This is a genomic window from Jannaschia rubra (assembly GCF_001403735.1).
GTDB classification, from domain to species: Bacteria; Pseudomonadota; Alphaproteobacteria; order Rhodobacterales; family Rhodobacteraceae; genus Jannaschia; species Jannaschia rubra.
Map to the genome: position 1 here is coordinate 38,675 of NZ_CXPG01000017.1, position 12,142 is coordinate 50,816.

General features: G+C 66.2%; 12 protein-coding genes. 8 read left to right on the plus strand and 4 right to left on the minus strand.

Annotated elements, in window-relative coordinates; genetic code table 11:
• Positions 1-92 precede the first annotated feature (92 nt).
• On the minus strand, positions 93-1,229 hold the full coding sequence (mnmA, locus tag JAN5088_RS08685; RefSeq protein ID WP_055682443.1) for a tRNA 2-thiouridine(34) synthase MnmA: 1,137 nt from the start codon (positions 1,227-1,229) through the stop codon (positions 93-95).
• A gap of 130 nt (positions 1,230-1,359) precedes the next feature.
• Between mnmA and sciP the strand changes: the two genes are divergently transcribed.
• The 5 genes from sciP (at position 1,360) to JAN5088_RS19415 (ending at position 7,072) form a co-directional block, all read left to right on the plus strand.
• Positions 1,360-1,638: a CtrA inhibitor SciP gene (gene sciP, locus JAN5088_RS08690; RefSeq protein ID WP_055682444.1), complete on the plus strand. Its 279-nt coding sequence runs from the start codon at positions 1,360-1,362 to the stop codon at positions 1,636-1,638.
• Positions 1,639-1,731: 93 nt separating this feature from the next.
• A complete protein-coding gene (ctrA, locus tag JAN5088_RS08695; RefSeq protein ID WP_055682445.1) occupies positions 1,732-2,442 on the plus strand; it encodes a response regulator transcription factor CtrA in 711 nt (236 codons plus the stop codon).
• Between the two features lie 83 nt (positions 2,443-2,525).
• Entirely contained in the window at positions 2,526-4,766 is a 2,241-nt protein-coding gene (gene ligA, locus JAN5088_RS08700; protein ID WP_055682446.1) for an NAD-dependent DNA ligase LigA, read from the plus strand.
• On the plus strand, positions 4,763-6,847 hold the full coding sequence (gene recG / locus JAN5088_RS08705; RefSeq protein WP_055682447.1) for an ATP-dependent DNA helicase RecG: 2,085 nt from the start codon (positions 4,763-4,765) through the stop codon (positions 6,845-6,847). The genes ligA and recG overlap by 4 nt, the downstream gene beginning before the upstream one ends.
• A 99-nt stretch (positions 6,848-6,946) precedes the next feature.
• On the plus strand, positions 6,947-7,072 hold the full coding sequence (locus JAN5088_RS19415) for a hypothetical protein (RefSeq protein ID WP_267885373.1): 126 nt from the start codon (positions 6,947-6,949) through the stop codon (positions 7,070-7,072).
• Between the two features lie 222 nt (positions 7,073-7,294).
• On the opposite strand, the gene JAN5088_RS08710 is transcribed toward JAN5088_RS19415, so the two are convergent.
• Both JAN5088_RS08710 and JAN5088_RS08715 read right to left on the minus strand, forming a co-directional pair.
• A complete protein-coding gene (locus JAN5088_RS08710; protein WP_055682448.1) occupies positions 7,295-8,203 on the minus strand; it encodes a methyl-accepting chemotaxis protein in 909 nt (302 codons plus the stop codon).
• Positions 8,204-8,249: 46 nt separating this feature from the next.
• Positions 8,250-8,705 carry an iron-sulfur cluster assembly scaffold protein gene (locus JAN5088_RS08715; RefSeq protein ID WP_055682449.1) on the minus strand — a complete coding sequence of 152 codons (456 nt, stop codon included), beginning with the start codon at positions 8,703-8,705 and terminating at the stop codon, positions 8,250-8,252.
• A 67-nt stretch (positions 8,706-8,772) separates the two neighbouring features.
• Between JAN5088_RS08715 and hisI the strand changes: the two genes are divergently transcribed.
• A complete protein-coding gene (gene hisI, locus JAN5088_RS08720) occupies positions 8,773-9,132 on the plus strand; it encodes a phosphoribosyl-AMP cyclohydrolase (protein ID WP_055682450.1) in 360 nt (119 codons plus the stop codon).
• Here the strand turns inward: hisI and JAN5088_RS08725 are convergent.
• Entirely contained in the window at positions 9,129-9,560 is a 432-nt protein-coding gene (locus tag JAN5088_RS08725) for a GNAT family N-acetyltransferase (protein WP_055682451.1), read from the minus strand. The genes hisI and JAN5088_RS08725 overlap by 4 nt on opposite strands.
• A 93-nt stretch (positions 9,561-9,653) precedes the next feature.
• Here JAN5088_RS08725 and edd point away from each other — a divergent pair, with 93 nt between their 5' ends.
• Both edd and eda read left to right on the plus strand, forming a co-directional pair.
• Positions 9,654-11,459 carry a phosphogluconate dehydratase gene (gene edd, locus JAN5088_RS08730; RefSeq protein WP_055682452.1) on the plus strand — a complete coding sequence of 602 codons (1,806 nt, stop codon included), beginning with the start codon at positions 9,654-9,656 and terminating at the stop codon, positions 11,457-11,459.
• A 42-nt stretch (positions 11,460-11,501) separates the two neighbouring features.
• On the plus strand, positions 11,502-12,134 hold the full coding sequence (gene eda, locus JAN5088_RS08735; protein ID WP_055682453.1) for a bifunctional 4-hydroxy-2-oxoglutarate aldolase/2-dehydro-3-deoxy-phosphogluconate aldolase: 633 nt from the start codon (positions 11,502-11,504) through the stop codon (positions 12,132-12,134).
• Positions 12,135-12,142 lie beyond the last annotated feature (8 nt).

Genomic DNA, 12,142 nt, shown 5'->3' on the forward strand with positions numbered 1-12,142 from the left:
TCACATGATTTGAGATGGGAAAGCCGGATCGGGCCTGCAAGAGGCCGGTCGAAAAAAGTTAAACCGGTTTACATGTCGCGGATGTCCGCCGGTCAGTAGCCGCGCCAGATCCAGCCGCCGCCGAAGACGCGGGTGCCGTCCATGTCGTAGAATACGCAGGCTTGGCCGGGGCTGACTCCTTCCTCCGGCGTCAGAAGTTCCACTTCCGCCAGTCCGCCGGGCTTGGGACGCAGGATCGCGTCGCGCGGCGGGCGGGTGGACCGCACCTTGACCCCGATGTGCCATTCCCCCCGGCTGTCGAGAGGCGCATCGCCTAGCCAGTTGATCTCCCGCAGGGGGACGAGACGGGTGGCGAGCATCTCCTTCGGTCCGACGACGACCTCGCGCTTTTGAGGGTCGAGACGAACGACATAGAGCGGATCGACCAGCCCGCCGATGCCGAGGCCCCGCCGCTGGCCCACGGTATAACGGATCACTCCGTCGTGGCGACCCAGCTCGCGTCCTTCGATGTCGACGATGGCGCCGGGCTCTCCGGCACTGGGCCGCAACTTTTCGATGACGGCTGCATAGTCGCCGTTGGGCACGAAGCAAATGTCCTGGCTGTCGGGCTTGTCGGCCACGGGCAGGCCGTATTTCGCGGCCAGCGCGCGGGTCGCCGCCTTGTCGGGCAAGTGGCCCAGTGGAAAGCGCAGGTAGTCCAGCTGTTCCTCGGTGGTCGAGAACAGGAAGTAGGATTGGTCGCGCACGGGATCGGCGGCCATGTGAAGTTCTGGGCGGTCGCCCATGCGTCGCTGGATGTAGTGCCCTGTTGCCATGCAGTCGGCGTCGAGGTCGCGGGCGGTGTTCAGAAGGTCGCGGAACTTGACCCGTTCATTGCAACGGATGCAGGGCACCGGCGTCGCTCCGGCCAGGTAGGCGTCGGCGAATTCGTCGATCACCGCCTCGCGGAACGTGTTTTCGTAGTCGAGGACGTAGTGCGGAAACCCCATGGTCTCGGCGACGCGACGGGCGTCATGGATGTCGCGCCCGGCGCAGCAGGCGCCTTTCTTGGCCAGGGCGGCGCCGTGGTCGTAAAGCTGCAACGTCACGCCAACAACATCATAGCCTTCCTCGGCCAATTGCGCCGCGACGACCGAACTGTCGACGCCGCCCGACATGGCCACGACGACGCGCGTTTCGGAAGGCGCCTTGGCGAACCCGAGGCTGTTGAGCTTGACGTCGAGCGGCATGGGACCGGTCCGGGGCAGGGGCATTAGGCGGCAGATATAGGAAAATCCGCTGTATTCACAAGGCGCGGCTTCACCCCGGCTTAAGGCTTGGCGACGCAGGAAGTCTCCAGTCCAGACGAAGGAGGCTGCAATGTACCTGAGAAAGGGGCCCGGTCCGCATGTCGTGACCCTGCCCGACGGCTCGCAGATGTCACGTGCCGACCTTCCAGCGATCGGTACGACGCGGTGGGTGGCGCGACGAAAGGAAGCAGTCGTGCGCGGCATTCAGGCCGGTTTGATCACGCGGGAAGAAGCGATCGCGCGATATGACCTGTCGGATGAGGAACTTGCCGGATGGGAAAGCGCGATGAGCGCGCATGGAACCAACGGCCTGAAGACCACGTTGACCCAGCAATTCCGGCAATCCTGAATTGCGGGGGGACAGATTGTCGAACATGGTAACGATAAGTTAACCATTCCCCTTGAAGGTCGGTGCAGTCACCAGGACCTCCCGGAGAGAAGCATGCGTATCCTGCTCGTCGAAGACGACCCGACCACGTCGAAAAGCATCGAGATGATGCTCGGCAGCGCGAATCTGAACGTCTATTCGACGGACATGGGCGAGGAGGGGATCGATCTTGCAAAGCTTTACGATTACGACCTGATCCTGCTCGACCTGAACCTGCCTGACATGAACGGGCACGACGTCCTGCGCCAACTCCGGATGAGCCGGATCGAGACGCCCATTCTGATCCTGTCGGGGTCCGATGATACCGAAAACAAGATCAAGGGATTTGGCTTCGGTGCCGACGACTACATGACCAAGCCGTTCCACCGGGATGAGCTGATCGCCCGCATCCACGCCATCGTACGAAGGTCCAAGGGTCATTCGCAGTCGGTGATCCGCACCGGACAGGTGGCCGTCAACCTGGACGCCAAGTCCGTCGAGGTCGATGGGAACTCCGTGCATCTGACGGGTAAGGAATATCAGATGCTCGAACTCCTGAGCCTGCGGAAGGGGACGACCCTGACGAAAGAGATGTTCCTGAACCATCTCTACGGGGGCATGGACGAGCCCGAGCTGAAGATCATCGACGTCTTTATCTGCAAGCTTCGCAAGAAGCTGTCGGAAGCGACGGGCGGCGAGACGCATATCGAGACGGTCTGGGGCCGCGGCTATGTCCTGCGCGATCCGCAGGACGATGCGCGGGGCAAGCGGCTGGTCAGCGCCTGACGGAAACCTCTGACGGCGCGAATCGGTGGAAAGGGGCCCGGCCGGGCCCTATCACCATCGAGGAAGCCAGCGGAGGTCGAAGGGTGCGGAACGGAACGAAGGTCACGGTCGAGGATCTTGGGCCGCGCGAGGCCGAGGCGGAGCTTCGCCGCCTGGCGGACCTGCTCAATACGGCGAACGACGCCTATTACCGCGACGACGCGCCCGAGATCGACGATGCCGAATACGACGCGCTGAAGCGACGCAACGCCGCGATCGAGGCGCGCTTTCCCGACCTGATACGACCGGACAGTCCGACCGAACAGGTCGGGGCTGCGCCTTCCGACAGTTTCGGCAAGATCCGGCATGACGTCCGCATGCTGTCACTGGCCAATGCCTTCGATGCCGGCGACGTACGGGATTTCGACACGCGCATCCGGCGGTTTCTCGACCTCGGTCCCGATGTGCCATTGGCTTATACCGCCGAGCCCAAGATCGACGGTCTCTCTCTCTCACTGCGCTATGAGAACGGTCGGTTGGTCAGCGCGGCGACGCGCGGCGACGGTGAAGTGGGGGAGGACGTGACCGCGAATGCCCGGACCATTACCGACATTCCGACCAGCGTGGACGGCGCCCCGGCAGTCATGGACGTTCGGGGCGAAGTCTACATGAGCCACGCCGATTTCGCCGCCCTGAATGCGGTACAGGCCAAGGCGGGCACCAAGGTCTTCGCCAACCCCCGCAATGCCGCCGCAGGCAGCCTGCGGCAGCTCGACCCCGCCATCACTGCCTCCCGGCCGCTCCGCTTCTTCGCCTATGCCTGGGGCCGTCTGTCGGAGCCCTTGTCCGACACCCAGTTCGGAGCGCTGGAGCGCCTGTCGGCCATGGGTTTCTCCACCAATCCGGAGACGCGGCGCTGCGACGGTCCGCAGGAGATGCTTGCCGCCTACGACGCTATCGCGGCGGCGCGGGCGGAACTGGGCTATGACATCGATGGGGTGGTCTACAAGGTGGACGACCTCGGCTTGCAGGACCGGCTGGGATTCCGCTCGACCACCCCCCGTTGGGCCATCGCGCACAAGTTCCCGGCAGAGACGGCATGGACGCGGTTGCTCGGCATCGACATCCAGGTGGGACGCACGGGCGCGCTGTCACCCGTCGCGCGGCTGGAGCCGGTGACGGTGGGCGGCGTCGTCGTGTCCAATGCGACCCTGCACAACGAGGACTATATTGCGGGTCGCGGCTCGGACGGCGATGCCATCCGTGGCGCCGACCTCCGGGTGGGCGACAGGGTCGAGATCTATCGGGCGGGCGACGTCATCCCCAAGGTTCGCGATGTGGACCTTACGGCCAGACCTGCGGGCGCGGTGCCCTTCGCCTTTCCCGACATCTGCCCCGAATGCGGCAGTCCTGCCGTCCGCGAACCCGGAGAATCCGTGCGCCGCTGCACCGGCGGCCTGATCTGCCCGGCGCAACGGGTCGCGCGACTCAAGCATTTCGTATCGCGCGGCGCCATGGACATCGAGGGACTGGGCGACAAGGAAGTCGAGCGGTTCCATGACCTCGGCTGGCTGCGGGAGCCTGCGGAGATCTACACCTTGGCGGAGCGGCACGGACGCGGGTTGCAGACAGTGGCCGCGCTCGACGGTTGGGGCGAGACCTCGGCAACCAAACTGTTCGCGGCCATCGAGGCGTCGCGGACGCAGGGTCTGGCCCGTGTCCTGTTCGCTTTGGGCATCCGCCACCTTGGCGAGACGGCCGGCCGCGATCTGGCGCGGCATTTCGGAACCTGGACAGAGTTCGCCGCCATTGTCGATGCGGCGGGTCCGGCAGCCGAGGCCCATCGCGCCGCGGAGGAAGCAGTCATGGCCGAACGCACCGCGGCCAAGGCGGATGATCGGCGCGCCAGGGTAGCCGAAGCCCGTGCTTCCGTCTGGGAGGAGGTGCCGCCACAAGCGCGAGCGGCCTGGGATGACCTGACCGGCATCGACGGTGTGGGCGCGACACTTGCCTTGGCGATCTGCGACGCGCTGTCGTCCCCGGCGGAGCGGTCGGCCATCGACGCGGTGCTCTCCGAACTGTCCCCGGCGCCTTTCGTCGCGGCGGCCGGCGAAAGCCCCGTCGCCGGCAAGACGGTCGTCTTCACCGGCACGCTGGAGCGGATGACGCGGGCCGAGGCCAAGGCGCGGGCCGAGGCATTGGGCGCGCGGGTATCGGGATCGGTTTCAGCCCGGACCGACATCGTGGTCGCCGGGCCCGGCGCCGGGTCGAAGGCCGCGAAGGCCGCCGAACTGGGGGTCGAGACGATGGACGAAGATGCCTGGCTCGCGCTGATCGGCGCATGACGGGGCGCCCGGAGCGTCTTTTCCCGCTGTTCGCGGGGCTGGAAACCTTGCCGGGCGTCGGGCCCAAGACGGCGCGGCTTCTCGCAAACCTCCATGTGGCGACGCCGAAGGACCTTCTGCTGACGCTGCCGACTGGCGGGGTCGACCGGACGCCCGTGGCATCGATCCGCGATGCGGCGCTTCCGGGTGTCGTCACCGTGACCGTCATCGTCGGCCGCCATCTGCCGCCCGCGTCGCGCAACCGGCCGTACCGCATCGAGGTGGAGGACGCGCGGACGACCTTTCAGGTGGTGTATTTCCGCGGCGCGCCGGATGTTCACGCGCGCCTATTACCGACGGGCCAGCGGCGCATTCTGTCGGGCAAGGTCGAGCTTTATGACGGTGTCGCGCAGATGCCGCACCCCGATCATGTCCTGGCCGAAGGCGAGGCGTTGCCGGCGTTCGAGCCAGTCTATCCACTGACCACGGGCATTACCTCTAGGGTCATGGCCCGAGCCGTTGCGGGTGCGTTGGAGCGGGTGCCGGGCCTGGAGGAATGGATCGACCCCGGCCTGATGGCGGAGCGGAACTGGCCTGCCTTCGCCGAGGCCCTGCACGGGGCTCATCATCCGCAGGAGGCGCGCGACCTGACACCCGGCGCGCCTTCGCGGGAACGGCTGGCCTATGACGAACTGTTCGCGCATCAGCTGACGCTCGCCCTCGCGCGGTCGTCGGAGCGGCGCCGGCGCGGTATCGCGACGGAGGGTGACGGCCGACTGCGGCGCAAGGTGCTCGACGGCCTGCCCTTCGCGCCGACCGCAGCGCAGAAGCGCGCGATCGACGAGATCGCGCAGGACATGGGCATGCCCCGACGGATGAACCGTCTGCTCCAGGGCGATGTGGGGTCGGGCAAGACGCTGGTCGCGCTGATGGCCCTTCTGACAGCGGTGGAAGCGGGCGGGCAGGGTGTTCTGATGGCGCCGACCGAGATTCTGGCGCGGCAGCACGCCGAAGGGTTGCGGCCGCTGGCAGAGGCGGCGGGTGTCGTCCTGGAGTTGCTCACGGGCCGCGACAAGGGACGCGAACGTCAGGCCAAACTCGATGCGCTGTCCCAAGGCCGGATCAACATTCTGGTGGGTACGCACGCCGTCTTTCAGCGCGACGTCGTCTTCGCCGACCTGCGGCTGGCGGTCATCGACGAGCAGCATCGCTTCGGCGTGCGGCAGCGCATGCTGCTGGGCGAAAAGAACAGGGCCACGGACGTCCTCGTCATGACCGCGACGCCCATCCCACGTTCGCTGGCGCTGACGCAATATGGCGATATGGACCTAAGCGTCCTGGACGAGAAGCCGCCCGGACGAACGCCCGTGACGACGGCGACGGTGCCGGTGTCGCGGATGGACGATGTGGTGGCCAAGCTGCGCACGGCTGTGGCGGAAGGCCGGCAGGCCTATTGGGTCTGTCCGCTGGTGGAGGAATCCGAAGTCGTCGACACCACCTCGGCGGAAGAGCGGTTCCGCAGCCTGTGCGCGGCGCTGGGCGAAGGTATCGTAGGGCTGGTCCACGGTCAGATGCCCCCTGCCGATAAGGACGCGGCCATGGCCGACTTCGTTGCCGGGCGGACGTCCGTCTTGGTGGCGACGACCGTGATCGAGGTGGGCGTGAACGTGCCGAACGCGTCAATCATGGTGATCGAGCGTGCGGAGACGTTCGGATTGGCCCAGCTTCATCAGCTTCGCGGCCGCGTCGGGCGGGGGGCCGCGGCGTCCACGTGCCTGCTTATGTACAAGGCGCCGCTGGGCGAGACGGCCGAGGCACGGTTGCGCATCCTGCGCGAGAGCGAGGACGGCTTCCGCATATCGGAGGAGGATCTGGCGCTGCGCGGAGCCGGCGACGTGATCGGGACGGCCCAATCGGGTCTTCCACGGTTCCGCATCGCGGATCTCGAGCGTCAGACCGGACTGATGGCATTGGCAAGCAGTGACGCGCGCGCCTTGCTGTCCGCGGACCCGGAGATGAACGGACCGCGAGGTCAGGCGGCACGGATGCTTCTCTGGCTGACGGAACAGGATAGGGCGTTGCGGCTGCTATCTGTCGGATAGGATTGAAGTTCCCATTTGTTCCTGTTTGTTCTGATAAAGTTCTTGATTTTTTGTTAATGATGTGAGAACAAATGAGCAACAGGAAGAAAAGGTGAGCAGATGACCCACAAGATCAAGACCACCCTGAACCGTGTGGAGGCGGAGCCCGTCATGGATGTGCTGGCCGGGGTCTGGCTGGTGACACTTCTGCTCAGTCTCCTGCACCTTCCGTCATTGGTCGTCTGATCGACTACGACCCGTTACCGCCTGCATCCTCTTCGATCTCTCGTCTGTCCGGATCTCCCCATGTCCGCAGACATAGCGTCGCCGCCTCGTCCCCGGGAGGTGATGCCCGGCCGGCGCGGTCCTGCCCGACCGCCGGCCATCGATCGAACGCCGGGATGCCACTTTGCCGCCGCCTCCGCCCCACGGAGTGCGGCGGTTTTTTTGCCTGGATCGGTGCTGTCGTCAGACGTTGTCCTCTGCCTCAGTCCCCCCTGCTGCGAGGGAAGCCGAACCGGCATCACGCCAAACGAAGGTGTCGCACCAGTCCACGACGTCATTGATGCGCCGCCGGGCATCGGCTAGTCCTACGGTCGTATGGCGCGCGCCGGTTTCAGCTGCAGCGCAGATCATTTCGACTTCATCCTCGGTCCGGGCGAGAACCCCCAGGGTTTCCTCGATGGCCATGAATTTGCTTCTGCAACTTGCCATCGTCGTCTGAATCTCTGAAATCGAATCGCGGGTTTCGGCGGCCGTACGGACCGTGCCGGCGAACTCCGGAGCCAGGCGTTCGCTGTCTTCGCGCATGGTTCGTGTCCAGTCGCCGAGGGATCCGATGGAGGTCTGGATGCCCCCTGCCGCGGTCGCCGTCTTGCGCGACAGTTCCTTCACGGCTTCCGCGACGACGGCGAATCCGCGTCCCGCGTCGCCTGCCCGGGCCGCTTCGATCGAGGCGTTGACGGCCAGGATGTTCACTTGCCGGGCGATCCGCGTGATCTCTCCGTTCGACGCCACGATATCACGCAGGACGGCTTCCAGAACTTCCGTACGGGGCGCGATTCCCGTGCCCCAGTCCGAGAGGACCTGGTGATTGCGGAAATTCTCCGCGATGGAGTCGAGCCGCGTCGCCGCCTCCCTTTCGGTGCGCTGAGCGGACCGTGCAAGATCGTCGAATTCCGTCCGCAGGGCTGTCAGCGCGGTGGAGAACGCATCGGTGCTGCGGCGCAGTTTCTCGATCTCGGTGAGGGTGGCGTCGGACGTACCGGCCAAGCCATCCACGAAAGACGAGATGTCGCCCATCAGGTGGTCGAGCGGCCGGGCGTCGGGGGACGGCGTGTCGAATGTCAGCGAGCGCGGCAGGGCGGAACCGGTCATGCAACCTCCTTCAGGCGGCGGATGAGAGGTTCCTAGTCGCCAATCCTTACCGGGCGGTTAAGCGGTCGTCATTCACACATTCGAGCGCCTCGACCGTCGCGTCCAGCGCCAGCAGGATCGACGCGTGACGATTCGCGAAGTCACGGGCAGGCAGCAGAACTTCCAGACCATCGAACGGGGCGTCCGGCACGGGACCGCCTTCCTTGAGCATGGCGCGCAACTGGTCGCGTGCCTTGGAGACTTCGACCAACGTCCGACCGACCATGACGCGGCCGCTGACCGAAGCCGATGCCTGCCCCAAGGCACAGGCCTTCACGTTCTGACTGTACCGATCGATGCGCCCGTCCCGCAGGTCGAGCGCGACCGTCACCGTCGAGCCGCAAAGCGGCGAACGCTTGCGGACCGTCGTCGCCGGATCCGCGATCGGATCGGTGGCCGGCATGTCGGCCGCCAATTCGAGAATGCGCCCCGAATAGAGCTTGATGAGATCTGCGTCCGCCATCCGTCTTTCCCCGGCTGCTGTCCCCCCGTAGGTAGCGCCGGAGTCCCCGGATGCAAAGGCACCGCCCATGACCTTCGACCCCGCGACCCTGAAGTATGACGCCGCTGGGCTGATCCCCGCGATCGCGCAGGATCATGCCACCGGCGAGGTGCTGATGATGGCCTGGATGAACGCCGATTCTGTCGTACGGACGTTGAACACGGGGCGCGTCACCTACTGGTCTCGCTCGCGCCAGGCCTTTTGGATCAAAGGCGAAACGTCCGGCCACATCCAGACCCTGGTGGAGGCGCGGATCGACTGTGACCGCGACTGCCTCCTACTACTGGTGGAACAATCCGGCGCGGCCTGCCACACGAACCGCCGGACCTGCTTTTACACGGCCCTGCGCGACGGCAAGGAGGTCGAACTGATGGCGCCGGAGGGCTAGAGCCGCTTGAAGAACCGCCAAAAGATCGGCGCGCGCCATTCGTATCCGAGCCCGACATAGGCATCGCGGGCGACTGAATTCCCTTCGTGGGCGCCGATGACGACATAGCTGCACCCTTTGCTGCGCGCATCGTCCTCCGCTCGCGTCAGAAGGGCGCGCGCGATGCCCTGTCGCCGAGCCGAAGGGGTCACGAACACATGATGCAGGTCCACGCCTCGCAGACCGTCATGAACCCGCGCATGACGCATCATCAGGACATAACCGATCAGCGGATCGCCGGCCCCGAAGCCCCATGTCCAGCCATCGGAAAGATCGCGCGTCAGGGTATCGGACGTTGCGGCGGACTGGTCTCCGTGATGCCCTGCAAGACCTTGCACCAGGGTCAGAAGGGCAACGCTGTCGCGATCTGTCAGGGGGCGGATTTCCATGGCGCGATCTGGTCATCGGATTTGCGGGTACGCAACCTCTCCTCTTGAACAGTTAGCGCTAACGAGGCATTTGTTCCCGTGAGGAGATCCGCCATGCCGCTTGACACCCGTATCGAGGAAATCACCGACCGTATCCGCGAAAGGTCACGCGAGACCCGCGAGGCCTACCTCGCACGGATGCGGGCGCAGGCGCAGCAGGGTCCGCGCCGGGCACATCTGGATTGCGGCAACCAGGCCCATGCCTATGCCGCGATGGGCGACGCCAAGGACGATCTCGCCGCCGACCGCGCACCGAACATCGGGATCGTCACTGCCTACAACGACATGCTGAGCGCGCATCAGCCGTTCAAGGATTTTCCCGACCGTATCAAGATCGCGGCGCGGGCCGCCGGTGCGACGGCACAGGTCGCGGGCGGGGTGCCGGCCATGTGCGATGGTGTGACCCAAGGCCAGCAGGGTATGGAGCTGTCGTTGTTCTCGCGTGACGTGATCGCGCTCGCCGCCGGGGTGGCGCTCTCGCACAACACCTTCGATGCGGCACTCTATCTGGGGATCTGCGACAAGATCGTGCCCGGCCTGGTGATCGCCGCGGCGACCTTCGGCTATCTGCCCGGCATCTTCGTGCCGGCGGGGCCGATGACCTCCGGCCTGCCGAACGAGGAAAAGGCTCGGGTGCGGCGAGAGTTCGCCGAAGGCAAGATCGGTCGCGACGAGCTTATGGCGGCCGAGATGGCCAGCTACCACGGTCCCGGCACCTGCACATTCTACGGCACCGCCAATTCGAACCAGATGCTGATGGAGTTCATGGGCCTGCACTTGCCCGGTGCGTCCTTCGTCAATCCGAACACCCCGCTGCGCGACGCGCTGACCGACGCGGCGACCCTTCGCGCGACCGAGATCACGGGGCTGGGGAATGCCTATACGCCGGTCTGCGATGTCCTGGACGAGCGTGCTTATGTGAACGGGCTGGTCGGTCTGATGGCGACGGGGGGGTCCACGAACCTGGTCCTGCACCTGATCGCCATGGCCCGTGCGTCCGGCGTGCAACTGACCTGCGGCGATTTCGATGCGGTGTCCGACGTGACGCCGCTGATGGCGCGCGTCTATCCGAACGGCCTCGCGGACGTGAACCACTTTCATGCCGCTGGGGGGCTTCCCTACATGATCGGGCACCTTCTCGACGCGGGGCTTCTGCACGAGGACGTGCAGACCGTGGCGGGGCAGGGCCTGTCGGCCTATGCGACCGAACCGCGCCTGGCCGGCGACCGCATCGAATGGGTGGCCGGGCCGCGCGAGTCGCAGAACGACCGCATCCTCAAGCCGCCGCATGAGCCGTTCGACGGGCATGGCGGCTTGAAACAGGTCCGGGGGAACCTGGGTCTCGGCGTGATGAAGATCAGCGCCGTCGCCGAGGACTTCCACACCATCGAGGCACCGGCCCGCGTGTTCCATTCGCAGGACGCCGTGAAGGAGGCGTTCCGGGCAGGTGAGCTTGACCGCGATTGCGTGGTCGTCGTCCGCTATCAGGGCCCCCGGGCCAACGGCATGCCCGAGCTTCACGCGCTGACGCCCCTCTTGTCGGTGTTGCTGCAACGGGGTCATCGGGTTGCGCTCGTCACCGACGGGCGGATGTCGGGTGCATCGGGCAAGGTGCCGGCGGCCATCCACGTCGCGCCCGAGGCGCTGGACGGCGGGCTGATCGCGCGCCTTCGGGACGGCGACGTCCTGCGCGTCGATGCGGCGAACGGCACGCTCGACGTGCTCACCGATGGGGTGGCCGAGCGGGAATTGACCCACCCCGACCTGTCCGCCAACGAGACTGGGCTCGGGCGCGAGCTGTTCGCCCTGTTCCGCAACTCCGCCGGCCCAGCCGATCGTGGCGCCGGCGTGGTCATCTGATATCCGGGCAGCAGTCCCGAACATGCCAAGAAGGAACCGCTCATGACACCGCAGGACCAGTCGAAAGCCGCGCACGACATCGCGGGGCGGGCACCCGTCATTCCGGTCCTCGTCCTCGACGACGAGGCGCAGGCCCGTCCGCTGGCCGAGGCATTGGTCGCGGGGGGGCTGCCGGCACTGGAGGTAACGCTGCGGACGCCGCAGGCGCTCGACTGCATTCGCGCGATGGCCGAGGTGCAGGGCGGCATCGTCGGGGCAGGGACGTTGCTCACGCCCGCCGACGTCAAGGCGGCCAAGGCAGCGGGCGCCCGGTTCGGCGTATCGCCCGGTGCAACGGATCGGCTGATCCAGGCCTGCATCGACGAAGACCTGCCGCTCCTGCCCGGCGTCGCCACCGCGACCGAGGCGATGGTCCTGCTGGAACGCGGCTACGACCTGCTCAAGTTCTTCCCGGCCGAGGCGTCGGGCGGCGCGCCCGCGCTGCGGGCCATCGGCGCGCCGATCCCACAGGTGTCGTTCTGCCCGACCGGGGGCGTCAGCTTGAAGAACAAGGACGATTACCTGTCGCTTCCGAACGTCGTCTGCGTCGGCGGCAGCTGGGTCGCCCCGGCCGACAGGATGGCGGCCGGGGACTGGGCGGGGATCGAGGCGTTGGCGCGCGAGGCGCGGGGCTAAGCCCCACG

Bases quoted from the DNA above. Each gene is read 5' to 3' on its own strand.
- mnmA (WP_055682443.1), bottom strand. From the start codon at position 1,229: ATGCCGCTCGACGTCAAGCTCAACAGCCTCGGGTTCGCCAAGGCGCCT.
- sciP (WP_055682444.1), top strand. From the start codon at position 1,360: ATGTACCTGAGAAAGGGGCCCGGTCCGCATGTCGTGACCCTGCCCGAC.
- ctrA (WP_055682445.1), top strand. From the start codon at position 1,732: ATGCGTATCCTGCTCGTCGAAGACGACCCGACCACGTCGAAAAGCATC.
- recG (WP_055682447.1), top strand. From the start codon at position 4,763: ATGACGGGGCGCCCGGAGCGTCTTTTCCCGCTGTTCGCGGGGCTGGAA.
- JAN5088_RS19415 (WP_267885373.1), top strand. From the start codon at position 6,947: ATGACCCACAAGATCAAGACCACCCTGAACCGTGTGGAGGCGGAGCCC.
- JAN5088_RS08710 (WP_055682448.1), bottom strand. From the start codon at position 8,203: ATGACCGGTTCCGCCCTGCCGCGCTCGCTGACATTCGACACGCCGTCC.
- JAN5088_RS08715 (WP_055682449.1), bottom strand. From the start codon at position 8,705: ATGGCGGACGCAGATCTCATCAAGCTCTATTCGGGGCGCATTCTCGAA.
- hisI (WP_055682450.1), top strand. From the start codon at position 8,773: ATGACCTTCGACCCCGCGACCCTGAAGTATGACGCCGCTGGGCTGATC.
- JAN5088_RS08725 (WP_055682451.1), bottom strand. From the start codon at position 9,560: ATGGAAATCCGCCCCCTGACAGATCGCGACAGCGTTGCCCTTCTGACC.
- edd (WP_055682452.1), top strand. From the start codon at position 9,654: ATGCCGCTTGACACCCGTATCGAGGAAATCACCGACCGTATCCGCGAA.
- eda (WP_055682453.1), top strand. From the start codon at position 11,502: ATGACACCGCAGGACCAGTCGAAAGCCGCGCACGACATCGCGGGGCGG.